The following is a 22,748-nucleotide window of genomic DNA, read 5'->3' as shown; positions in this document are numbered from 1 at the left end:
ATAAATAGTGGAACGATAGTAGTGGCAACAGTGTCTCTACGCAAAGCATTCGTCAGCAATCAGAATCATCTGTGTCACGACTCTATACATTTACGCCCGACAAATTGCTCATTGCATGGCAATTTGGCGCAAAATACTATGTACTGACAAACAAATGGCGAGGAAGTTCGCCCTCATTGACGCGTCTGTGACGCCCGCAAAAGTACAAGGTTATGGCACAAGAAATCGAATTAAAGTTTATCGTCGAAAAAGACAGCGTTGACGCACTCCGCCAGCATCTGCATACGCTTTCTGGCGAACACCATGCACCGGTACAACTGCTTAATATCTATTATGAAACGCCAGACAGCTGGCTGCGCCGCCATGATATGGGGCTGCGCATCCGCGGCGCGAGCGGGCGCTACGAGATGACGATGAAAATTGCCGGCCGCGTGGTCGGCGGTTTGCATCAGCGCCCGGAATACAATATCGACATCAGCAAGCCGGAACTTGAGCTGGAACGTTTCCCGGCGGAAGTCTGGCCGGATGGCGAGCTGCCTTCCACGCTGGCGGAACAGGTGCAGCCGCTGTTCAGCACCGATTTCTGGCGCGAGAAATGGCTGGTGGCGGAAGGCAAAAGCCGCATCGAAATCGCCCTCGATCTGGGGGACGTGAAGGCGGGTGAGTTCCAGGAGCCGATTTGCGAACTCGAGCTTGAGCTGCTGGAAGGGGACGCAAATGACGTGCTGAAGCTGGCGCGCAGGCTGGTGAACCAGTCCGGACTGCGTCAGGGAAGCCTGAGTAAAGCCGCGCGGGGTTACCATCTGGCCGCCGGAAATGCGCCCCGCGTGCTGAAAGAGACGACCATTTTGCACGTTGCGCCAAAAGCTAGCGTTGAACAGGGGCTGGAAGCCGCGCTGGAGCTGGCGCTTTCTCAGTGGCAATACCATGAAGAGCTGTGGGTGCGAAATGTGAAAAACGCAAAATCCCACGTGCTGGCGGCGATTGCCCTGGTGCGCCATACCCTGACGCTGTTCGGCGGTATTGTTCCTCGCAAAGCGAGCGCTCACTTACGTGACCTGCTGACGCAAACCGAAACGCTGATGCTCTCCGACGTATCGGCGCAAACGGCAATCTACAGCCCGCAAGCCGCGACGGCAAAACTGGCGCTGACCGAGTTTCTGGTGACGCGCGGCTGGCGCGCCTTCCTGGATGCGAAAGCGGAGACCAAAATCGCGGAAAACTTTAAGCGTTTCGCGGATATTCATCTTTCCCGTCATGCCGCCGAGCTGAAGAGCACCTTTGCGTATCCGCTCGGCGATCGGTATGGCGATCAGCTTCCTCGTCTGTCGCGCAACATCGACAGCATGCTGCTGCTTTCCGGCGCTTATGACGGCGTTAAAACCCAGGCCTGGCTGGAAAACTGGCAGGGGCTGAAGCATGCCATTGAGACCCGCCAGCATATTGAGATTGAGCATTTCCGTAACGAGGCCATTTCGCAGGAGCCGTTCTGGCTGCACAGCGGAAAACGTTAACTCTGGCAAGGAACCCCTATAATGCCGCTTTCTTCACCGTTACAGCAGCAGTGGCAGACCGTTTGCGAACGTCTGCCTGAGTCATTACCGGCGTCATCGTTAAGCGAGCAGGCGAAGAGCGTGCTCGCCTTCAGTGATTTTGTGCAGGAAAGTATCACCGCCAACCCGGACTGGCTGGCGGAGCTTGAGAACGCACCGCCGCAGGCGGATGAGTGGCGGCAGTATGCCGGCTGGCTGCAAACCGCGCTCGAAGACGTTGCGGATGAAGCGACATTGATGCGCGTCCTGCGTCAGTTCCGCCGTCGGGTGATGGTGCGCATTGCCTGGGCTCAGGCGCTGGAGTTGGTGAGCGAAGAGAGCACGCTGCAGCAGCTAAGCGAGCTGGCGCAAACGCTGATTGTCGCCGCGCGCGACTGGCTCTACGCCGCCTGCTGTAAAGAGTGGGGCACGCCGTGCAGCGAGGAAGGGGTCCCTCAGCCGCTGTTGATTCTGGGGATGGGCAAGCTGGGCGGCTGCGAGCTGAACTTCTCCTCCGACATCGACCTGATTTTTGCCTGGCCCGAGAACGGCTCCACGCGCGGCGGCCGTCGCGAGCTCGACAACGCCCAGTTCTTTACCCGCCTCGGCCAGCGTCTGATTAAGGCGCTGGATCAGCCGACGCAGGACGGTTTTGTTTACCGCGTGGATATGCGCCTGCGCCCGTTTGGCGACAGCGGACCGCTGGTGCTGAGCTTTGCCGCGCTGGAGGATTACTACCAGGAGCAGGGGCGCGACTGGGAGCGCTATGCGATGGTTAAAGCGCGGATCATGGGCGACAGCGACGACGCTTACGCCAACGAGCTGCGCGCCATGCTGCGCCCGTTCGTATTCCGTCGCTATATCGACTTCAGCGTGATCCAGTCCCTGCGTAACATGAAAGGGATGATCGCCCGTGAGGTGCGCCGGCGCGGGCTGAAGGACAACATCAAGCTCGGCGCGGGCGGCATCCGCGAAATTGAATTTATCGTCCAGGTCTTCCAGCTTATTCGCGGCGGCCGTGAGCCGTCCCTGCAGTCCCGCTCGCTGCTGCCGACCCTGAGCGCCATCGAGCAGCTGCACCTGCTGCCGGACGGCGATGCGCAAACCCTGCGCGAGGCCTATCTGTTTCTGCGCCGTCTGGAAAACCTACTGCAAAGCATCAATGACGAACAGACCCAGACCCTGCCGGGCGATGACCTTAACCGGGCGCGCCTGGCCTGGGGCATGCGCGTGGACGACTGGGCCGCGTTAACCGAACGGCTGGATGCCCATATGGCAGGCGTGCGCCGCATCTTCAACGAGCTGATCGGTGATGACGAAAGTGAATCACCGGACGATGCGCTTTCCGAGCACTGGCGCGAGCTGTGGCAGGACGCGCTCCAGGAAGATGACACCACGCCGGTGCTGACGCACTTAACCGACGACGCGCGTCACCGCGTGGTGGCGCTGATCGCTGATTTCCGTCTTGAGCTAAACAAACGCGCCATCGGCCCGCGCGGCCGTCAGGTGCTGGATCACCTGATGCCGCACCTGCTGAGCGAGGTCTGCTCGCGGGCGGACGCGCCGGTGCCGCTGTCGCGCATGATGCCGCTGCTGAGCGGGATTATCACGCGTACCACCTATCTGGAGCTCCTGAGCGAGTTTCCGGGGGCGCTGAAGCACCTGATTACGCTGTGCGCCGCGTCGCCGATGGTGGCCAACAAGCTGGCGCGTTACCCGCTGCTGCTGGATGAGCTGCTCGATCCGAACACGCTGTATCAGCCAACGGCGACGGATGCCTACCGGGACGAGCTGCGTCAGTATCTGCTGCGCGTGCCGGAAGAGGACGAAGAGCAACAGCTGGAGGCGCTGCGCCAGTTTAAGCAGGCGCAGATGCTGCGCGTGGCGGCGGCGGACATCGCCGGAACGCTGCCGGTGATGAAAGTGAGCGATCACTTAACCTGGCTGGCAGAGGCGATCATCGACGCGGTGGTCCATCAGGCGTGGGTGCAGATGGTGGCGCGCTACGGCCAGCCGAAACACCTGGCCGAACGTGAAGGACGCGGATTCGCGGTCGTGGGGTACGGCAAGCTTGGCGGCTGGGAGCTGGGCTATAGCTCCGATCTGGATTTAATCTTCCTGCACGACTGCCCGGTTGACGTAATGACCGACGGCGAGCGTGAAATTGACGGGCGTCAGTTCTACCTGCGCCTGGCGCAGCGCATCATGCACCTGTTCAGCACCCGCACCTCGTCGGGCATTTTGTATGAAGTGGATGCCCGTCTGCGTCCGTCCGGCGCGGCGGGCATGCTGGTGACCTCAACGGAATCCTTCGCAGATTACCAGAAGAATGAAGCCTGGACGTGGGAGCATCAGGCGCTGGTGCGCGCTCGCGTGGTGTATGGCGATCCGCAGCTCAAAACGCAGTTTGACGTCATCCGTAAGGACGTTATGACGACGGTGCGAGAGGGCGCCACATTACAAACAGAAGTGCGGGAAATGCGTGAGAAAATGCGCGCGCACCTCGGCAATAAACACCGCGATCGCTTTGATATTAAAGCCGACGAGGGCGGGATTACCGATATTGAGTTCATTACCCAGTATCTGGTGCTGCTGCACGCCCACGACAAGCCGAAGCTGACGCGCTGGTCCGATAACGTGCGCATTCTGGAGCTGCTGGCGCAAAATGACATCATGGACGAGCAGGAGGCGCAGGCTTTAACCCGCGCCTACACGACGCTTCGCGATGAGCTTCATCACCTGGCGCTGCAGGAGCAGCCGGGGCATGTGGCGCTGGACTGTTTTGCTCATGAACGTGCTCAGGTAACCGCCAGCTGGCAGAAGTGGCTGGTGGAACCGTGCGTAACAAACCAAGTGTGATATTATCGCGCGCAAATTGTGAATCTTTCTGGAGTCAGGAATGAAAGTAACACTGCCAGAGTTTGGACGTGCTGGGGTAATGGTTGTTGGGGATGTGATGCTGGATCGCTACTGGTATGGGCCTACCAGCCGCATCTCTCCGGAAGCACCGGTACCGGTGGTTAAGGTTGACACCATTGAAGAGCGTCCCGGCGGCGCGGCAAACGTGGCGATGAACATTGCCTCTCTGGGCGCGCAGTCGCGTCTGGTGGGCCTGACCGGCATCGACGATGCGGCGCGCGCGCTGAGCAAGTCGCTGGCGGACGTGAACGTGAAGTGCGACTTCGTCTCTGTTCCGACCCACCCGACCATCACCAAGCTGCGCGTGCTGTCGCGCAACCAGCAGCTGATCCGCCTCGACTTTGAAGAAGGGTTCGAAGGCGTTGATCCCGAGCCGCTGCACGAGCGTATCAACCAGGCGCTGGGCAATATCGGCGCGCTGGTACTGTCCGACTACGCTAAAGGCGCGCTGGCGAGCGTGCAAACGATGATTCAGCTGGCGCGTAAAGCCAGCGTGCCGGTGCTGATCGACCCGAAAGGGACCGATTTTGAGCGCTATCGCGGCGCAACCCTGCTAACGCCAAACCTCTCCGAGTTTGAAGCTGTGGCGGGCAAGTGCAAAACCGAGGAAGAGCTGGTTGAGCGCGGCATGAAGATCATTGCCGATTTCGAGCTGTCCGCGCTGCTGGTCACCCGCTCCGAGCAGGGGATGACGCTGCTGCAGCCGGGCAAAGCGCCGCTGCATATGCCAACCCAGGCGCAGGAAGTGTACGACGTGACCGGTGCCGGTGATACGGTGATCGGCGTGCTGGCGGCGACGCTGGCAGCAGGAAACTCGCTGGAAGAGGCGTGCTACTTCGCTAACGCCGCGGCGGGCGTGGTCGTCGGTAAACTCGGTACCTCAACCGTTTCGCCAATCGAGCTGGAAAACGCGGTGCGCGGTCGTGCGGATACCGGTTTTGGCGTCATGACCGAAGACGAGCTGAAGGTGGCCGTCGCCGCCGCGCGCAAGCGTGGTGAAAAAGTGGTGATGACCAACGGCGTGTTCGACATTCTGCACGCGGGCCACGTTTCGTATCTGGCGAACGCGCGCAAGCTGGGCGATCGCCTGATTGTGGCGGTTAACAGCGATGCATCGACGAAACGCCTGAAGGGCGAAACGCGTCCGGTGAACCCGCTCGAGCAGCGCATGATTGTACTCGGCGCGCTGGAAGCCGTGGACTGGGTGGTGTCGTTTGAAGAAGATACCCCGCAGCGCCTGATTGCCGGCATTCTGCCGGACCTGCTGGTTAAAGGTGGGGATTACAAGCCGGAGCAAATCGCGGGTAGCGAAGAGGTCTGGGCGAACGGCGGCGAGGTGATGGTGCTCAACTTTGAGGACGGGTGCTCAACCACCAACATCATCAAGAAGATCCAGAAGGACAGTCAGTAAAAAAACGGGCCAGCTGGCCCGTTTTTTTATGTCGGGTGGCGGCTGCGCCTTACCCGACCTACGCGTATATGTATGCCCGGTAAGCGAAGCGCCACCGGGCGATACAACCAGCACTTACTCCTGGTCATCCACTGGTGGAATAGCCGGTGCCGGCTTCACTTCTTCCGGCGTATTACGGTTTTCCAGCTCGGTCAGACGCTGTTCCAGCAGCGCCAGCTTCTCGCGGGTGCGCAGCAGGACCTGGGTCTGCACGTCAAACTCTTCGCGGCTGACTAAATCAAGGCGAACCAACTGCGCCTGCAGCGTCTGGCGGATTTTCTTTTCTACGTCATCACCAAATTCACGAATGCCTTTTGGCATAGACTCGTGAACCTGACGCGCGATCTGCTCAATTTTTTTCGGGTCAATCATTGGCGTTTCCCTTGATGGAAAAGTGTTAGTGTCCATTGTAGCGCGTCATGCCCGGGGTAAACAAAATTGTTTGATGCTTATGCATTGCCCAGGATAATCAATAGCGTTATAGTTATCTCGCTTATTCTCAGGGCGGGGCGAAATTCCCCACCGGCGGTAAATCAGCGTGACGCTGAAAGCCCGCGAGCGCTTTGGGTGAAAACTCAAAGGTCAGCAGATCCGGTGTAATTCCGGGGCCGACGGTTAGAGTCCGGATGGGAGAGAGTAACGATCAAGTCGGGCATGGGCCCGCTCACGTTATCTTTTTGCCGCTTATACGGCGCTCCTAAGACTGCCCTGATTCTGGTAACCATAATTTTAATGAGGTTTTTTTACCATGAATCAGACGCTACTTTCCTCTTTTGGCACTTCAACTCAACGTGTTGAACATGCACTGGATGCACTGCGCGAAGGCCGCGGTGTGATGGTGCTTGATGATGAAAACCGTGAAAACGAAGGCGACATGATTTTCGCCGCCGAAAACATGACCGTTGAACAGATGGCGCTGACCATCCGTCACGGCAGCGGCATCGTATGCCTGTGTATTAATGAAGATCGTCGTAAGCAGCTCGATCTGCCGATGATGGTCGAAAACAACACCAGCGCCTTTGGTACCGGTTTTACCGTGACCATTGAAGCGGCGCATGGCGTGACCACCGGTGTGTCTGCGGCTGACCGTCTGACCACCGTACGTGCAGCGATTGCTGATGGTGCCAAACCATCCGATCTGCACCGTCCTGGCCACGTCTTCCCACTGCGTGCACAGGCGGGCGGCGTGTTGACCCGCGGTGGTCACACCGAAGCGACGATCGACCTGGTGACGCTGGCTGGCTTCAAACCTGCTGGCGTGCTGTGCGAACTGACCAACGATGATGGCACCATGGCGCGCGCGCCGGAGTGCATCACTTTTGCCCGCCTGCACAACATGCCGGTGGTCACGATTGAAGATCTGGTTGAGTATCGTCAGGCGCACGAGCGCAAAGCCAGCTGAAAATAAAAACGCCGGGAAGTCCCGGCGTTTTTTTACCCGATTCCTGCGGTCTGCAGCAGAACCAGACTTAATCCCATCACCGACATTCCGCACAGCACGCCATAGCTGGGGTTGTTGTTAGGATCGATCTCCTTCGCCAGCGGCATCAGTTCATCCACCGAAAGCGCAACCATGATCCCGGCTACCGCGGCCATAATCGCCGCCATTACTACCGGAGAGACCAGGCTACCAAGGATCAGCCAGGCCAGTACGCCGCCAAGGATTTCGGCCATCCCGGAAATGCCCGCCCAGAACACCGCTGTGCGTTTCGATCCCGTTGCGGCATACACGGGTCCGGCGACGGCCAGTCCTTCAGGAATATTGTGTAAGGCGACCGCCAGCGCGATGCCAAAGCCCATCTCCAGATTACTGCTGGCCGTCACGTAGGTAGCGACCCCTTCCGGGAAGTTGTGCAGGCTGATGCCAAGCGTTAACAGCACGGCGGTACGCTTGATATTGCGCGGCATAGGCGTCACGTTTTTCTGCATTAAATCCTGCGGATGCGCGTGCGGCAGTATCCGATCGAGGGCAAAGTATCCCAGCAGGCCAAAGACAAACATGCCGTAGCCAAGCAGCGGAGACATGCCTTCTGTGCCCAGCGCGGCAGGCAGCATCTCCATCAGGGAGATGAGCAGCATGATCCCGGCAGCAAAGCCCAGTGAGAAGGCCAGTACGCGGTTAGAGGGCTTTTGGCCGAGCACGCCGAGGAGCGCACCGATGAAGGTCGCGGCGCCCGCCAGTATGGTCAGGATCAAGGGGACTGACATGCATTGCTCCTTTTGATAATGATTCTCATTAATATAAATGATTCATTTCTGGCAAAGCGAGGGTTAAAACCCGGCTTTACACATTCCTTACATTCAAATTTCCTGATGATGATCTTCACGCTTATCTGCGTTCATCTTTGCCGGATTGCGCGTAATGTAGCACCATTAAATTGACACCTTCTGTAAGGATATCACCATGACTTCTTCCCGTATGCCAGCCCTGTTTTTAGGCCACGGTAGCCCAATGAACGTTCTGGAAGACAACGTCTATACCCGCGCCTGGCGTCATCTGGGCGAGACGTTGCCGCGTCCGAAAGCGATCGTGGTGGTGTCTGCGCACTGGTTTACCCGTGGGACAGGCGTGACCGCCATGGAAGCGCCAAAAACCATTCATGATTTTGGCGGCTTCCCGCAGGCGCTGTACGACACGCATTATCCGGCCCCCGGCTCGCCTGCGCTGGCGCAAAAGCTGGTAGAGTTGCTGGCACCTGTCCCTGTGACGCTGGATAAAGAAGCCTGGGGCTTTGACCATGGCTCCTGGGGCGTGCTGATTAAAATGTATCCTGACGCGGATATCCCGATGGTGCAGTTGAGCATCGACAGTACTAAACCGGCGGCCTGGCATCTGGAGATGGGGCGTAAGCTGGCAACCCTGCGTGATGAAGGCATCATGCTGGTGGCGAGCGGCAACGTGGTGCATAACCTGCGTACCGCACGCTGGCACGGTGAGAACACGCCGTACCCGTGGGCAACCTCTTTTAACGACTACGTCAAAGCGAACCTGACCTGGCAAGGCCCGGCTGAGGAGCATCCGCTGGTGAACTATCTGGATCACGAAGGCGGTTCGCTCTCTAACCCGACGCCGGAACACTTCCTGCCGCTGCTGTACGTTCTTGGCGCGTGGGATGGTCAGGAACCGGTGACGATCCCGGTCGACGGTATCGAGATGGGGAGTTTGAGTATGCTGTCGGTGCAGGTGGGATAATAAAAGCAAAACGGCAACCTCAGGTTGCCGTTTTTAGTGTTTGCCCCCTCTCCCTGTGGGAGAGGGGCGGGGTGAGGGCATCAGGCCGCGGCCTATTCGACAAAAATGTGCGGATAAAAGCGTGACAGATCCTGCGTGATCAGCGCGCGATCTTCGCGAATGCCAATCCCGGCCGGCAGATCGTTAATGAGCCAGCTGCCAATCAGGGTATAGCTGTCGCCAAATTTCGGCAGTTGCCAGAACTCCTGGACGATCATCCCTTCTTCGCCGTATGGCCCTTCAACCGCTTCCAGCGTCTTGCCGTTTTCGATAATCGAGACGTTTGCGCCTTCGCGGGAGAAGATCGGCTTAACGACGTATTTCTCCATTTGCGGGTAATCATCTTCCGCAAAATAGGCTGGCAGCAGGTTCGGGTGGTTCGGGAACATCTCCCAGAGCATCGGCAGCAGGGCTTTGTTAGAGATGATGCTCTTCCAGGCCGGCTCCAGCCAGCGCACGCCAGCATCTTCCAGCTTGGTGGAAAACATCTCGCGCAGCATGTATTCCCACGGGTATAGCTTGAACAGGTTGCTGATCACCTGGTCCTGCATATCCGTAAACTGACCCTTTTCACCCAGGCCGATATCCTCGATATAGAGAAACTCGGTCGCCACTTCCGCTTCGGCGGCGCAGTCCTGCAGATACTGAACCGTGCCACGGTCTTCTTCCGTGTCGCGGCAGCAGGCGAGATGGAGCAGGTTAAAGCCATGCTGTTCGCGCAGCTCGGCAAAACGCTCAATCAGCTTTTCCTGCAGACTGTTAAACTGGTCGCTGCCTTCCGGCAGGTTTCCGGCATTGGCCTGGTCTTCCAGCCAGATCCACTGGAAGAACGCCGCTTCATACAGAGAGGTTGGCGTATCGGCGTTGTTTTCCAGCAGCTTAGGCTCGCCTTTGCCGTCCCACGCCAGATCCAGGCGAGAGTAAAGCGAAGGTTGATTCGTTTTCCACGACTGGCGCACAAAGCCCCAGGTGTGCTTCGGAATGCGGAACTTTGCCATCAGCTCGTCGCTGTCGATGACCTTTTCCACGACCTTCAGGCACATCTGGTGCAGCTCGGCCGTCACCTCTTCCAGTTTTTCCACCTGGGCCAGCGTGAGCTTGTAATAGGCGTCTTCACACCAGTACGGCTCGCCGTACATGGTGTGGAAGTTAAAACCGTACTCTGTGGCTTTTTCGCGCCAGTCCGGGCGCTCGGTGATACTGACTCGTTCCATGATCAGCCGCCCATTGAGCGAGTAGAGGAGGTGCCTGTCGCACTACGCTGCATGCTGGTCTGCTTCGCCACAGATTCACCAAACCCGCCGCGGGTGATGGTGCTGGTCGTCGCAGGCTTCGGCGCCATCGCCGTTTTCGGTACGGTCACGGTGCGGCCGGGGGTCGCTGCGCCGTAGCCTTTGCCGCTGGCATCGGTATATTGACCGTAAGCCGGGCTGGCCGGGTTTTTCGAGCTAAACAGCGGCTGCTGCTGATAGCCCGCACCGCCGCCCATCAGGCGACCCATCATGTAGCCTGCCATCAGCGGCATCCAGAAGCTGCCGCTGGACTGCGCCTGAGCCTGATTTTCAGGTGCGGTGCCGGCCTGAGCCGGTGCCTGCTGGCACTGACCTTCACCAAACTCCGCCACGCAGTCTTCGCGTGAGGCATATTTCGGCGCGGTACGTTCCGCTTCTTTCAGCGCGCTGGTGTAGGCCGTTTTACATTCGGCCGCTTTACCAGTGGCGGCAGAGCAGTCGTCCGCGTTTTGATACAGCGAAACCGTTTCGTCATTTTTCTCACAGCCTGCCAGCATAAAGACAGCCGTGACCGCCAGCGCAACAGGGGTGAGGTGACGCGCGTTCCAGCTCTTACGGAACGAAGCGTGATTTATAGATTTTGTCCGTTTCATCTTTGTCTTCCAGGACCCAGTGGTAATAACGCTCAGGATAGAGGATGAGTGGTTGAAAATGAAGCGAAGAGGGGCGGAATCAGGGGAATCTTTACGTTGGCTTACGTTCGGATGTGATTCAGATGCGCCCTCTCCCTGTGGGAGAGGGCGGGGCGAGGGCATCAGGCCGCAATGGATCTGATGACACTCTTAGTTACGGAACGGATTATTGCCTTTGCTGGCGGATGTAGAGGTACGCGCAGCGGCCGGCTGTGCCGCTGGGGTGTTGCTGTTAGCGTTGAAGTTATCAACCGCGGCAACCTGCTCCGGGTTCTCCGGTGCAACGCTGTCCGGAGAGGTGGAGACCGGTTTGCCCAGCGCGCTGTTCAGCATCTGCAGATCTTGCTCGTTCAGCGTACCCAAAGCCTGTTTGATGTTCAGCTGGTTAATCAGGTACTGGTAACGCGCGCTTGAGAGCTGCTGTTTCGCGTTGTACAGCGTGGTGGTCGCGTCGAGCACGTCCACGATAGTACGTGTACCGACCGAGTAGCCCGCTTCCATCGCATCCAGAGAGCTCTGTGCAGACACAACGGCCTGTTTATAGGCGTTGATGCTGCTGATCGAGGCGTTCACGTTGTTAAAGGAGGAACGTACGGTCTGCACCACGTTGCGGTGGGCGCTTTCCAGCTGCTCGCTCGCACCAACAAAGTTGTACTGTGCCTGTTTCACCTGAGAGTTGACCTGGCCGCCCTGGTACAGCGGCAGGGAGAAGCTCAGACCTACTTTGTTCTGACCCATATTGCTGTCGTCATACTGGGACGTATTGGTTTTAGAGCCGCTGTAGGTCGTATCAGAGACACCGGTAGACGCGCTCAGGCTCAGGGTTGGCAGATGGCCGTCCTGCGCCTGACGAATTTGCTCGCGGGCCAGGTCCTGGCTCAGACGCGCCTGCAGCAAACTCAGGTTGCGGTTTTCCGCCTCTTTCAGCAGGGCGTTAACGGCCTGCGGTTTATCCGTTTTGAAGCTGTCCACGTTCAGCGACGCCAGCTCAGGATAGTAATTCCCGGTGACCTGACGCAGGGATTCCAGCGCGTTGTCGAGGTTGTTACGCGCGGTCACTTCGTTAGCCAGCACGGTATCGTACTGTGAACGGGCGTTCTGCACGTCGGTGATCGCCACCAGGCCCACGTTGAAACGCTGGGTGGTTTGATCTAACTGGCGGTAAATCGCCTGTTTCTGCGCTTCGGTGTAGGAGAGTGCGTCAATCGCGCTCAGCACGTTGAAGTACGCCGTGGCAGTGTTCAGGATCAGCGTCTGCTGGTCGGTCTGATAGGTCACATCCTGAATACCCGCACTCTTTTCCTGCAGGGTCAGGGCGCGCCATTTGGACATATCAAACAGCGTCTGTGTCAATTGCAGTGAGGCGCTGGTAGCATTGGAGTTTACGCCGTTAGCGTCGCGGAAACCGTTGCTGTAGGTATAATCTGCACCTAAACCTAACTGTGGCAGCAAGGGGCTACGCGCTTCGTTAATCTTTTCAAACGCAGCATCACGATCGGCCGCTGATTTACGTAAATCAGGGTTGCCCAGACGTGCCTGCTGGTAGACCTGTAACAGGTTTTCCGCCTGGCTCATTGCACTGAAGCCCGTCAGGCTCAGGCCGATAAGGATGGGGAGCAATTTCTTCATTTGCATTCCTTGTTGTGAAGCAGTATTAGCGCTGATCTAATTAAAAAATAATTGCCGATTCTAACAGAATCTTCCATACCAAAAGGTTGGCGTAACGTGCCATCTGGCGGTAATTTGCACCAATCTACCATATAGCCTTACAAACGGCAGCCAAACAGCCTTGAAATTCACAATTTCATCACCATTGCTACCAGGACTCGACTCATGCAAAAACCAGAAAAGTTGCCCGTGACATTCGCCAAAAACGATGTAGAAATTATTGCACGAGAAACGCTTTATAGCGGTTTTTTTTCAATGGATCTTTACCGTTTCAGGCATCGCCTGTTTAACGGGGAAATGAGCGGCGAAATCAGACGCGAAATTTTTGAGCGCGGGCATGCGGCAGTCTTGCTACCCTTTGACCCAGTGCGTGACGAAGTTGTGCTGGTGGAGCAGATCCGCATCGCCGCTTATGACGTCAGTGAGAGCCCGTGGCTGCTGGAGATGGTGGCCGGGATGATCGAAGAAGGCGAAACGGTTGAAGACGTCGCCCGGCGCGAGGCGCTGGAAGAGGCCGGACTGGTGGTGGGTCGCACCAAGCCGGTGCTGAGCTATCTGGCAAGCCCGGGCGGTACCAGCGAGCGCTTGTCCATTATGGTGGGCGAAGTGGACGCCACGACGGCGGAAGGGATCCACGGTCTGGCAGATGAAAACGAAGATATTCGGGTTCATGTGGTGAGCCGGGAACAGGCTTATCAGTGGGTAGAAGAGGGGAAAATCGACAACGCAGCGTCTGTCATCGCCCTGCAATGGCTACAGCTGCATTATCAGACATTACGAAACGAGTGGAAAAAATGAAGCGCTATACGCCTGACTTCCCAGAAATGATGCGCCTGTGCGAAACCAATTTCGCACAGCTGCGCCGCCTGCTGCCGCGAAACGACGCACCCGGCGAAACGGTAAGCTATCAGGTGAGCAACGCGCAGTATCGGTTAACGATAACAGAATCAACGCGCTACACTACGCTGGTGGAGATTGAGCAAACGGCACCCAGCATTAGCTACTGGAGCCTGCCGTCGATGACGGTGCGTCTCTATCACGACGCGATGGTCGCTGAAGTGTGTTCAAGCCAGCAGATCTTTCGCTTCAAGGCGCGGTATGATTACCCGAATAAAAAGTTGCATCAACGCGACGAAAAGCATCAAATTAACCAGTTTTTAGCCGACTGGCTAAGATATTGTTTAGCACATGGAGCAATGGCGATTCCGGTTTGTTAGCGTCATAAACCTACCTAAGGACACCATTTGGAAAGCCTGTTGAACCTGACTGTTGCTGGTGGGGCGCCAGTCAGGATATTACAAATCACCGATACCCACCTTTTTGCCGAAAAGCATGAGACGCTACTGGGGGTTAACACCTGGGAGAGTTATCAGGCGGTGCTTAGCGCCATTCACGCTGAAAACCGTGCATGCGATCTGATTGTCGCAACGGGCGATCTGGCGCAGGATCAGTCCTCCGCGGCCTACCAGCATTTTGCTGAAGGCATCGCGAGCTTTAGCGTGCCTTGCGTCTGGCTGCCAGGAAACCATGACTTCCAGCCCGCTATGTACAGTTCTCTTCAGGATGCGGGCATTTCGCCGGCGAAATGTGTTTTTGCGGGTGAACAGTGGCAGATCCTGCTGCTGGACAGCCAGGTGTTTGGCGTCCCGCACGGTGAGTTAAGCGAGTTTCAGCTCGACTGGCTTGAGACCAAACTGGCTGCTGAACCTGAACGCCACACGCTGCTGTTGCTGCATCATCATCCTCTGCCGGCGGGCTGCAGCTGGCTCGATCAGCACAGCCTGCGCAACTCCGCAGCGCTGGATCGCGTGCTGGCGAAGTTCCCGCGGGTGAAAAATCTGCTGTGTGGGCATATTCACCAGGAACAGGATCTCGACTGGAACGGACGCCGCATGCTGGCGACGCCATCGACCTGCGTTCAGTTTAAGCCGCACTGCGCCAACTTTACGCTGGATACCATCGCGCCAGGCTGGCGCTGGCTGGAACTGCATGCCGACGGCTCGCTGACCACGGAAGTCTGCCGTTTGACCGGTGCAAAATTCCGCCCGGATACCGCTTCAGAAGGCTATTGATGTCTACGCTCCTTTATCTGCACGGATTCAACAGCTCGCCGCGCTCCGCAAAAGCGACACAGTTTCGCCAGTGGCTGAGCGAGCATCACCCCGACGTTGAGATGATTATCCCGCAGCTGCCGCCTTACCCGGCAGAGGCCGCGGAGATGCTGGAATCTATTGTGCTTGCGCACGGCGGCGAAACCTTCGGTGTGGTCGGTTCATCCCTGGGCGGGTACTACGCTACCTGGCTCTCACAATGCTTCATGCTGCCCGCCGTTGTGGTTAATCCGGCGGTTCGGCCATTTGAGCTGCTGAGGGACTTTCTTGGCGAAAACGAGAACCCCTACACCGGCCAGCAATATGTGCTAGAGTCACGCCATATTTACGATCTCAAAGTTATGCAGGTCGACCCGCTTGAGGCGCCGGATCTCATCTGGCTGCTGCAACAGACGGGTGATGAAGTGCTGGATTACCGCCAGGCAGTGGCGTATTACGCCTCCTGCCGCCAGACTATAGAAGAGGGCGGAAACCATGCTTTCACGGGCTTTGAGAATCATTTCACCCAGATTGTCGATTTTCTTGGACTGCACAGCCACTGACAATCAATGCGAATTGCTAGTTTAAATCATGACGCAAACCTATAACGCTGATGCCATTGAGGTCCTCACCGGGCTTGAGCCGGTTCGCCGCCGCCCGGGGATGTACACCGATACGACGCGCCCAAACCATCTGGGCCAGGAAGTTATTGATAACAGTGTGGACGAAGCGCTGGCGGGCCATGCCAAACGCGTCGACGTTATCCTGCACGCCGATCAGTCGCTGGAAGTCATCGACGACGGGCGCGGCATGCCGGTGGATATCCACCCGGAAGAGGGCGTGCCTGCCGTTGAGCTGATCCTCTGTCGTCTGCACGCGGGCGGTAAGTTCTCCAACAAGAACTACCAGTTCTCCGGTGGTCTGCACGGCGTGGGCATTTCCGTCGTGAACGCCTTGTCCAAACGCGTGGAAGTGAACGTTCGTCGCGACGGTCAGGTCTATAACATCGCGTTTGAAAATGGCGATAAGGTGCAGGATCTGCAGGTTGTCGGCACGTGCGGCAAACGCAATACCGGCACCAGCGTCCACTTCTGGCCTGACGAAAGCTTCTTCGACAGCCCGCGCTTTTCCGTTTCTCGCCTGACGCACCTGCTGAAAGCCAAAGCGGTGCTGTGTCCGGGCGTGGAAATCACCTTTACCGATCACGTTAACAATACCGCACAAACCTGGTGCTACGCCGACGGTCTGAACGACTACCTGTGCGAAGCGGTAAACGGCCTGCCAACGCTGCCGGAAAAACCGTTTGTCGGTAACTTTAGCGGCGATACCGAAGCCGTGGACTGGGCGCTGCTGTGGCTGCCGGAAGGCGGCGAGCTGCTGACGGAAAGCTACGTTAACCTGATCCCGACCATGCTCGGCGGTACCCACGTCAACGGCCTGCGTCAGGGGTTGCTGGACGCGATGCGTGAGTTCTGCGAATACCGCAATATTCTGCCACGCGGCGTGAAGCTGTCGGCGGAAGATATCTGGGATCGCTGCGCCTACGTGCTCTCCGTGAAGATGCAGGATCCGCAGTTTGCCGGCCAGACCAAAGAGCGCCTGTCGTCACGTCAGTGCGCGGCATTCGTCTCCGGCGTGGTGAAAGATGCGTTTACCCTGTGGCTGAACCAGAACGTGCAGGCGGCAGAGATGCTGGCCGAAATGGCGATTTCCAGCGCCCAGCGTCGTCTGCGTGCCGCGAAGAAAGTGGTGCGTAAAAAGCTGACCAGCGGCCCTGCGCTGCCGGGCAAGCTTGCGGACTGTACCGCGCAGGATATCAACCGTACCGAGCTGTTCCTCGTGGAAGGGGACTCGGCGGGCGGATCGGCCAAGCAGGCGCGCGATCGTGAATATCAGGCGATCATGCCGCTCAAGGGTAAGATCCTGAATACCTGGGAGGTCTCATCTGATGAAGTGCTGGCCTCGCAGGAAGTGCACGATATCTCGGTAGCGATCGGCATCGATCCGGACAGCGACGATCTGAGCCAGCTGCGCTACGGCAAGATCTGTATCCTCGCGGATGCGGACTCCGATGGTCTGCACATCGCCACGCTGCTGTGCGCGCTGTTCGTGAAGCATTTCAAAACGCTGGTGAAAAACGGTCACGTCCACGTGGCGCTGCCGCCGCTGTACCGTATCGACCTTGGCAAAGAGGTTTACTACGCGCTGACGGAAGAAGAGAAAGCGGGCGTGCTGGAACAGCTGAAGCGCAAGAAGGGCAAACCGAACGTGCAGCGCTTTAAAGGGCTGGGCGAGATGAACCCGATGCAGCTTCGCGAAACGACGCTGGATCCGAACACGCGCCGTCTGGTGCAGCTGACGATCAGCGACGAAGACGAACAGCAAACCAACGCCATGATGGATATGCTCCTTGCCAAGAAACGTTCGGAAGACCGACGCAACTGGCTGCAGGAGAAAGGCGATATGGCGGATATTGAGGCCTGATGCCCTCACCCTAACCCTCTCCCACAGGGAGAGGGAATGGATCGTAGGCCCGGTAAGCGTTAGCGCCACCGGGCTTTTTTACGTCAAAACTCCATCTTCACCGTCAACTGCACTTCGCGCGGATCGCCAATCTGGTTGCCCAGGTTGTTGGTCGCAATGGACGACGTGTAGTAGGTCTTATCAAACAGATTTTTCACGTTCACCTGCAGCGTCACCGGATACTGTAGCTTCATTTTGTATGCTGCAAACGCATCCGCCACGAAATAGCCCGGCAGATAATAATCCGCACCGTTGGTTGCGGAACGACGGCTTACGCCGTGCCCGCCGCCGCCCAGCGTCAGGGTATTCCCGGCAAACGCATTGTGAATATCGTAGGTCAGGAACAGGGAGCCGGTATGGCGCGGCACGTTTGGCAGCGGTTTGCCCGCATAGTCCGGGTCTTCCAGCACCTTCGCGTCGGTATAGCCGTAGCTGGCGATAATGTTGGTGTTCTCGGTCAGCGAGCCGGCAAGATCCACCTCCACGCCCTGGGAGCGCACGCGGCCCGCGGTTTTGGCGACGGTTTCATCACCAATGCTTTCGGTGTACAGCACGTTGCGCTTGTGGATATCAAACAGCGCGATATTGGCGGTAATGCCGTCGAACAGGTCAAACTTAGCGCCGATTTCATACGCGTTAGACGTTTCCGGCGGCAGGTCGCCGATGTAGCTCGCAATGGACGACTGCGGCATAAACGTCTGGGAATAGTTGGCAAACAGCGAGACCGCTGGGGTGAGCTTATAAACAAGACCCAGCTTCGGCGTCCACTGGTCGTCGCGGCTGTCGGTGTTCACGTTAAACGGACGGCCTTTCCCCGCATACTGGGTGTAATACTGATAGCGCATTCCGGCGACGGCGATCCACTTATCGGTCAGGTACAGCGCGTCCTGCGCGTAGGCGGAGTAGCTCTCCTGCTTGATGGTTTGATCGCTGTCGGATGCCGAGACGGTGGTGCACTTGCCGAGGCTGCCGTAGCTCGGGTTGTAAATATTGAAATCCTTAACGTTCTTACAGCGGATCATGTCCGTACGCAGCAGATCGTAATTCTCATACGACACGCCGGTCAGGATCTCATTGTAAAAGCCCGCGATGTCCACGTTTCCCTGTAGATCCGCGCGCGTCGTGTGCATACGCTGGGTCGAGCCCTGGGTCGCATCCACGCGGCGGGTCAGGTTGCCGGTTTTTGAATCGTAGGCCATCACGCGGGCCTGGTTATCGCTGTATTTATCCTGGCTGTAGCTGTAGTCGAACTTCGCGGTCCACTGGCTGTTGAGGCGATACTCCGCGTTGAGCTGAGCGAGATCGGACTGGCCGTCGGTCACGTTAAACGGTTCGTCGAAGCGGGTTTTACGATCGACGTCGACGGCTTTTTTAGTGTTGAGATCGAAGATCGTTCCGCGATCGAACGGCGTTTTATAGTCGCGATGCGAATAGAGCACGGTCACAGTGGCATCGTCGCCGAACCAGGTCAGCGACGGGGCGATAAAGGTGCTGCGTTCGTTGCCGAAATTACGCCAGTAATCCTCGTCCTGATATTCGCCCGTCAGGCGATACGCCAGACGCGTGCCGTCAATCGGGCCGGTAACATCAACCTGTCCGGTGCCGCCGCCAAAGCTGGACGAGGTAGCGGAAAGTGAGCCGCCGAAGGTCTTCTCCGGGCGTTTGGTGACGACGTTGATTAGGCCGCCGGGGTCGAGAATACCGTATAGGGTCGAGGCCGGGCCTTTCAGCACCTCCACGCGCTCGGTTGCGGCATTAAAGCTGCGCGGCAGCACGGTGCGCAGGCCGTTGGTCATGATCGAGCCGTCGCGGTTCGCGCCAAATCCGCGGCGCACGAAGGCATCCTGCGTACCGCCCAGGGTGTTGGTCTGCACCACGTTGCTGACGTTATAGAGCGCTTCATCCAGCGTGGTGGCATGCTGATCCTCCAGCACTTTGTCGCTGACGGTATTGACCACCTGCGGGATGTCCAGCATCGGCATGTTGGTTAACGTCGCGGTGGAGGTATTCAACGGCTGATAGCCATTCGTGGCCTCCGCCGTCGTATTTGGATCGGCGGTGACGGTAAGCGTTTCGCCGTCTTTAGTCGCGGTGTTATCTGCTGCCTGCACCAGCGGCGCCATGAACAGCAGTGAAAAGAGCGCGCGCCCTTTTACCCCAGAGAGTGAAGGTGTGAACGTAGCCATTACATCTGTTATCCCGAAATATCCCGCGAATGACGTTTCGCGGAAAAATGTGTGAGTCATTGCCCTTTACGGTCTGTCCGTTAGCCACGGCGGGCATCGGACATGTAATTGAGAATCATTCAATCATGCGCGAATGTAGTAGTAAATGGAAAAAAGCAAAAATCGGCTACAACGTTTATCCGGGCGTATAAGCGCAGCGGGATAATTATTAACTTATTGAATTAAATGCTTTTGAAAGTCCTTTCTTGTTCATTCCTCCTTAGACTTATCCCTGGTTTTATCAGGGTGTTTCTTCTCTTGACTACTACATGGCGCAGCGTCAAACTCTCAAAAGAGAATGATTTTTATTTATATTTGTTGCGCTTTTTTATTACGTTGGCATTCACGTGGCTCACAACACAAAAAAACCGGGACTGGTTCTGGAGAACCTCTCTGCGGGCTATCAGAAAAAAATCATCGTTGATGATATCTCCCTTGCGATCCCACAGCAGAAAATGACGGTGCTGGTAGGGGCGAACGGCTGCGGAAAATCCACGCTGCTGAGCACCATTGCGCGTTTGCTTCAGCCGCTTGGCGGCGCGGCAGTTCTCGACGGCAAGGCGATCCACGAGCAGCCGACCAAAGCCGTCGCCCGCGAGCTGGGTATCCTGCCGCAGTCTCCGCTGCTGCCGGAAGGGTTAACCGTCTTTGAGCTGGTCTCGCGCGGGCGTTTTCCCTGGCAGAACTTTATGCGCCAGTGGAGCGACGAGGACGAACTGGCGGTGGAAGAGGCCCTGCGTCTGACCGGAACGGCGGAGTTTGCCCATATGCCGGTGGAAAGCTTATCCGGCGGCCAGCGTCAGCGCTGCTGGATCGCCATGGCGCTGGCGCAGCAAACGCCGTATATCCTGCTTGACGAGCCCACGACGTTTCTCGATCTTCGCTATCAGGTGGAGATCCTGGAACTGCTGCACACCCTGACCCGCCAGCACGGACGTACCGTCGTGGTGGTGCTGCACGATCTCAACTTCGCCGTAAATTACGGCGATTCGCTGGTCTTTTTACGCCAGGGGAAAGTTGAAGGCGTATTGCATGAGGGCGATGCCTGCACGCCGGAGCTGATCAAAGCGGTGTTTGATGTCGACGTGCATATGTCCATAAACACGTTGACCGGTAAGCCGTTCTTTATGCCGTTTCGCCAGAGCACCGTTCAGCCATGATACGCTCCTCTCTGGCCTTCCCGATCTCCGCACTGCTGCTGGCGCTGGGCGCTATTCTGCACCTGGGCATCGGCGCACGCTTCATCGCCCCGCAGACGGTGGTGGAGGCATTCTTCCATTTCGATCCGCGCAATTTCGACCATAACGTCATTATCAAATTAAGACTGCTGCGCCTCTGCGCCGCGATGGTGACGGGCGCCGCGCTCGGCGTGGCGGGCGTGCTGCTGCAGTCCGTGATCCGCAACCCGCTCGGCGAGCCGCATATTCTGGGGCTCAACGCCGGGGCCGCGCTGGCGGTAGTGATTACCAGCGCGCTTGGGCTGTCGCTGCCGTTTGGTCGCCCGCTCGTTGCCGCCGCCGGTGCCGCCGCGCTGTTTTTGCTGGTTCTGATGTTCTCCTCGTCCGGTCGCACCGGGCTTACGCCGATGAAGGTCACGCTGTGCGGCGTGGCGATGTCGGCGTTTGCCTCGTCGATTACCGCCGCGGTGTTAATTCTCGATGAACAGACGCTGCTCGCCATGCGCACCTGGCTGGCAGGGGACCTGGCCGGGATCAACGTGCAGACGCTCCGGAGCGCCCTTTGGGCCGCAGCAGCCGGTTTTGTTCTCGCCATCGGTCTGTCGCCCTCGCTCAACATGCTTGCGCTGGGAGACCGAATGGCGCAGGGGCTTGGCGTGTCGCTGCTGAAAACCCGCCTGCTCGCCCTGCTGGCCATCGCGCTGCTCTGCGGCGCGGCCGTCTCAATTGCCGGGCCGATTGGCTTTATCGGCCTGGTCGTGCCGCAGCTCATTCGCCGTCTGGTGTCGGTCGATTTACGCGTGATGGTGCCGCTGTCAGCCCTGTGCGGCGCGCTGGTTCTGCTGCTGGCGGATATCGCCGCCCGCACGCTGTTTACGCCCTGGGAGCTGGCAACCGGCATCATGACGGCCCTGGTCGGCGCACCCGTATTCATCTTTATGGCGTCGAGGATGTTCAAATGAACCGGGCCGGATTCCGCGCGATCCGTATTGGCCGTGTATCGGCGCTGGTTCGCCCACGGGCGCTGGCGTGCCTGACGCTTTTAGCGCTGGTGGCGTTAAGCCTGCTGGGCTTTGGCCTGACGCACGGATCTCTTCCTGTTCCCACCTCCGCCATCGGGCGCGCGCTGTTTTCTCCTGAGAGTCTGACGGCGGAGACGCGCTACATCGTGATGGATATCCGCCTGCCTCGCCTGCTGATGGCGGTGCTGTGCGGCGCGATGCTCGGCATGGCAGGGGCGGCAATGCAGTCCATCACCCGCAATGGTCTGGCCGATCCCGGGCTTATCGGCGTGAAGGAGGGCTGTAGCGCGGCGGTACTGCTGCTGATTTTTCAGTTCCCGGCGCTGGGCCTGGCCTGGCGTCCTCTGGTCGGCATGGCTGGTGGACTGCTTACCGCGCTGCTGGTTATCGCCCTGGCGCGCGATATCTCGCGCCCGCGGTTCATCCTGATCGGCATCGGCGTGTCGTGGGCGTTTGCCGCCGCAATGGGCGTCTTTATCACCACCGCCGACGTGCGGGACGTGCAGACGGCGATGCTGTGGCTGGCGGGAAGCCTGCATGCGGCAAACTGGACGCTGGTGGGGTTAGCCGCGCTCTGGGCTGCCCCCGCGTTTGCGCTGCTGCTTTTTACCGCACGGGCTGCGGACGTGGCGTTGCTCGGCAATCAGGCCGCAGCGGGCCTTGGCGTGCGCATAATCCGGCTGGCGCTGCTGCGGGTTCTCGCCCCGGTGGTGCTGACGGCGGCCTGCGTCTCGTGCGTGGGCGGTATTGGTTTCGTGGGGCTGATTGCCCCGCATATGGCGCGTCTGCTGCTGCGCGGTGGGCAAACCGCGCTCCTGACTGGAAGCGCCGTGCTGGGCTCGCTGCTGGTGCTGCTGGCGGATAACGTCGGACGTCTGGCGTTTCTCCCGCTGCAGCTGCCGGCGGGAATTGTGATTTCATTGATTGGCGGACCGTTTTTCCTGCTGCTGCTCTGGCAGCGTCGGGACAGATTTTAGGAGACTAT

General features: G+C 58.2%; 19 protein-coding genes and 1 riboswitch. Of the genes, 13 read left to right on the top strand and 6 right to left on the bottom strand.

All coding sequences use genetic code 11. The annotated features are described in order from the left end of the window. The first annotated feature begins 212 nt into the window (after positions 1-212). The 3 genes from ADJ24_RS19355 to hldE are packed head-to-tail and all read left to right on the top strand — an operon-like array spanning position 213 to position 5,862. The gene (locus ADJ24_RS19355; RefSeq protein ID WP_023309211.1) at positions 213-1,514 is read left to right on the top strand and encodes an inorganic triphosphatase; all 1,302 of its coding nucleotides are present in this window, start codon (positions 213-215) and stop codon (positions 1,512-1,514) included. A gap of 21 nt (positions 1,515-1,535) precedes the next feature. Continuing rightward, the gene (glnE, locus tag ADJ24_RS19350; protein WP_023309210.1) at positions 1,536-4,391 is read left to right on the top strand and encodes a bifunctional [glutamate--ammonia ligase]-adenylyl-L-tyrosine phosphorylase/[glutamate--ammonia-ligase] adenylyltransferase; all 2,856 of its coding nucleotides are present in this window, start codon (positions 1,536-1,538) and stop codon (positions 4,389-4,391) included. Between the two features lie 40 nt (positions 4,392-4,431). Then, positions 4,432-5,862, top strand: coding sequence for a bifunctional D-glycero-beta-D-manno-heptose-7-phosphate kinase/D-glycero-beta-D-manno-heptose 1-phosphate adenylyltransferase HldE (gene hldE, locus ADJ24_RS19345; RefSeq protein ID WP_023309209.1), 1,431 nt, complete (start codon positions 4,432-4,434; stop codon positions 5,860-5,862). A 114-nt stretch (positions 5,863-5,976) separates the two neighbouring features. Here the strand turns inward: hldE and ubiK are convergent, their stop codons facing one another. After that, positions 5,977-6,273, bottom strand: coding sequence for a ubiquinone biosynthesis accessory factor UbiK (gene ubiK, locus ADJ24_RS19340; RefSeq protein WP_020689465.1), 297 nt, complete (start codon positions 6,271-6,273; stop codon positions 5,977-5,979). 119 nt (positions 6,274-6,392) lie between these two features. Continuing rightward, a riboswitch (FMN riboswitch) is annotated at positions 6,393-6,543 on the top strand. A 106-nt stretch (positions 6,544-6,649) separates the two neighbouring features. Between ubiK and ribB the strand changes: the two genes are divergently transcribed. Further along, a complete protein-coding gene (gene ribB, locus ADJ24_RS19335; protein WP_023309208.1) occupies positions 6,650-7,303 on the top strand; it encodes a 3,4-dihydroxy-2-butanone-4-phosphate synthase in 654 nt (217 codons plus the stop codon). Positions 7,304-7,335: 32 nt separating this feature from the next. Here ribB and zupT read toward each other — a convergent pair whose 3' ends face one another. Beyond that, positions 7,336-8,109 (bottom strand): zinc transporter ZupT, encoded by a 774-nt coding sequence (zupT, locus tag ADJ24_RS19330; RefSeq protein ID WP_023309207.1) that lies wholly within the window; start codon positions 8,107-8,109, stop codon positions 7,336-7,338. Between the two features lie 196 nt (positions 8,110-8,305). On the opposite strand from zupT, the gene ygiD reads away from it, so the two are divergent. Further along, entirely contained in the window at positions 8,306-9,094 is a 789-nt protein-coding gene (ygiD, locus tag ADJ24_RS19325) for a 4,5-DOPA dioxygenase extradiol (protein ID WP_023309206.1), read from the top strand. Between the two features lie 92 nt (positions 9,095-9,186). On the opposite strand, the gene ADJ24_RS19320 is transcribed toward ygiD, so the two are convergent. The 3 genes from ADJ24_RS19320 to tolC all read right to left on the bottom strand — a co-directional run bounded on the left by ADJ24_RS19320 (position 9,187) and on the right by tolC (position 12,686). Continuing rightward, complete coding sequence (locus ADJ24_RS19320) at positions 9,187-10,347, bottom strand: glutathionylspermidine synthase family protein (RefSeq protein WP_023309205.1); 1,161 nt, start codon at positions 10,345-10,347, stop codon at positions 9,187-9,189. Between the two features lie 2 nt (positions 10,348-10,349). Further along, the gene (locus ADJ24_RS19315) at positions 10,350-11,018 is read right to left on the bottom strand and encodes a DUF1190 family protein (protein WP_023309204.1); all 669 of its coding nucleotides are present in this window, start codon (positions 11,016-11,018) and stop codon (positions 10,350-10,352) included. 189 nt (positions 11,019-11,207) lie between these two features. After that, positions 11,208-12,686 carry an outer membrane channel protein TolC gene (tolC, locus tag ADJ24_RS19310; protein WP_023309203.1) on the bottom strand — a complete coding sequence of 493 codons (1,479 nt, stop codon included), beginning with the start codon at positions 12,684-12,686 and terminating at the stop codon, positions 11,208-11,210. Positions 12,687-12,890: 204 nt separating this feature from the next. On the opposite strand from tolC, the gene nudF reads away from it, so the two are divergent. From nudF to parE, 5 genes are read left to right on the top strand one after another with little or no spacing between them, the layout of a single operon-like run. Then, the gene (gene nudF / locus ADJ24_RS19305) at positions 12,891-13,523 is read left to right on the top strand and encodes an ADP-ribose diphosphatase (RefSeq protein ID WP_008502974.1); all 633 of its coding nucleotides are present in this window, start codon (positions 12,891-12,893) and stop codon (positions 13,521-13,523) included. Further along, positions 13,520-13,942, top strand: a complete 423-nt coding sequence (locus ADJ24_RS19300; protein WP_003862516.1) for a DUF1249 family protein — start codon at positions 13,520-13,522, stop codon at positions 13,940-13,942. Before nudF ends, ADJ24_RS19300 begins: the two co-directional genes overlap by 4 nt. Before the next feature lie 27 nt (positions 13,943-13,969). Continuing rightward, a complete protein-coding gene (gene cpdA / locus ADJ24_RS19295; RefSeq protein WP_023309202.1) occupies positions 13,970-14,797 on the top strand; it encodes a 3',5'-cyclic-AMP phosphodiesterase in 828 nt (275 codons plus the stop codon). Beyond that, the gene (gene yqiA, locus ADJ24_RS19290) at positions 14,797-15,378 is read left to right on the top strand and encodes an esterase YqiA (protein WP_008502976.1); all 582 of its coding nucleotides are present in this window, start codon (positions 14,797-14,799) and stop codon (positions 15,376-15,378) included. The genes cpdA and yqiA overlap by 1 nt, the downstream gene beginning before the upstream one ends. Positions 15,379-15,406: 28 nt before the next feature. Then, entirely contained in the window at positions 15,407-17,299 is a 1,893-nt protein-coding gene (parE, locus tag ADJ24_RS19285; RefSeq protein WP_023309201.1) for a DNA topoisomerase IV subunit B, read from the top strand. Positions 17,300-17,382: 83 nt separating this feature from the next. Here parE and ADJ24_RS19280 read toward each other — a convergent pair whose 3' ends face one another. Then, entirely contained in the window at positions 17,383-19,524 is a 2,142-nt protein-coding gene (locus ADJ24_RS19280) for a TonB-dependent siderophore receptor (RefSeq protein WP_023309200.1), read from the bottom strand. 386 nt (positions 19,525-19,910) lie between these two features. On the opposite strand from ADJ24_RS19280, the gene ADJ24_RS19275 reads away from it, so the two are divergent. From ADJ24_RS19275 to ADJ24_RS19265, 3 genes are read left to right on the top strand one after another with little or no spacing between them, the layout of a single operon-like run. Continuing rightward, positions 19,911-20,723 (top strand): ABC transporter ATP-binding protein, encoded by an 813-nt coding sequence (locus tag ADJ24_RS19275; RefSeq protein WP_023309199.1) that lies wholly within the window; start codon positions 19,911-19,913, stop codon positions 20,721-20,723. Next, positions 20,720-21,703 carry a FecCD family ABC transporter permease gene (locus tag ADJ24_RS19270; protein ID WP_023309198.1) on the top strand — a complete coding sequence of 328 codons (984 nt, stop codon included), beginning with the start codon at positions 20,720-20,722 and terminating at the stop codon, positions 21,701-21,703. Before ADJ24_RS19275 ends, ADJ24_RS19270 begins: the two co-directional genes overlap by 4 nt. Beyond that, complete coding sequence (locus ADJ24_RS19265; RefSeq protein ID WP_023309197.1) at positions 21,700-22,740, top strand: FecCD family ABC transporter permease; 1,041 nt, start codon at positions 21,700-21,702, stop codon at positions 22,738-22,740. Before ADJ24_RS19270 ends, ADJ24_RS19265 begins: the two co-directional genes overlap by 4 nt. The last annotated feature ends 8 nt before the right edge of the window (positions 22,741-22,748 follow it).

The organism is Enterobacter sp. 940_PEND, from assembly GCF_001059415.1.
GTDB classification, from domain to species: Bacteria; Pseudomonadota; Gammaproteobacteria; order Enterobacterales; family Enterobacteriaceae; genus Enterobacter; species Enterobacter cloacae_M.
This window is presented reverse-complemented; position numbering and strand designations above follow the sequence as displayed.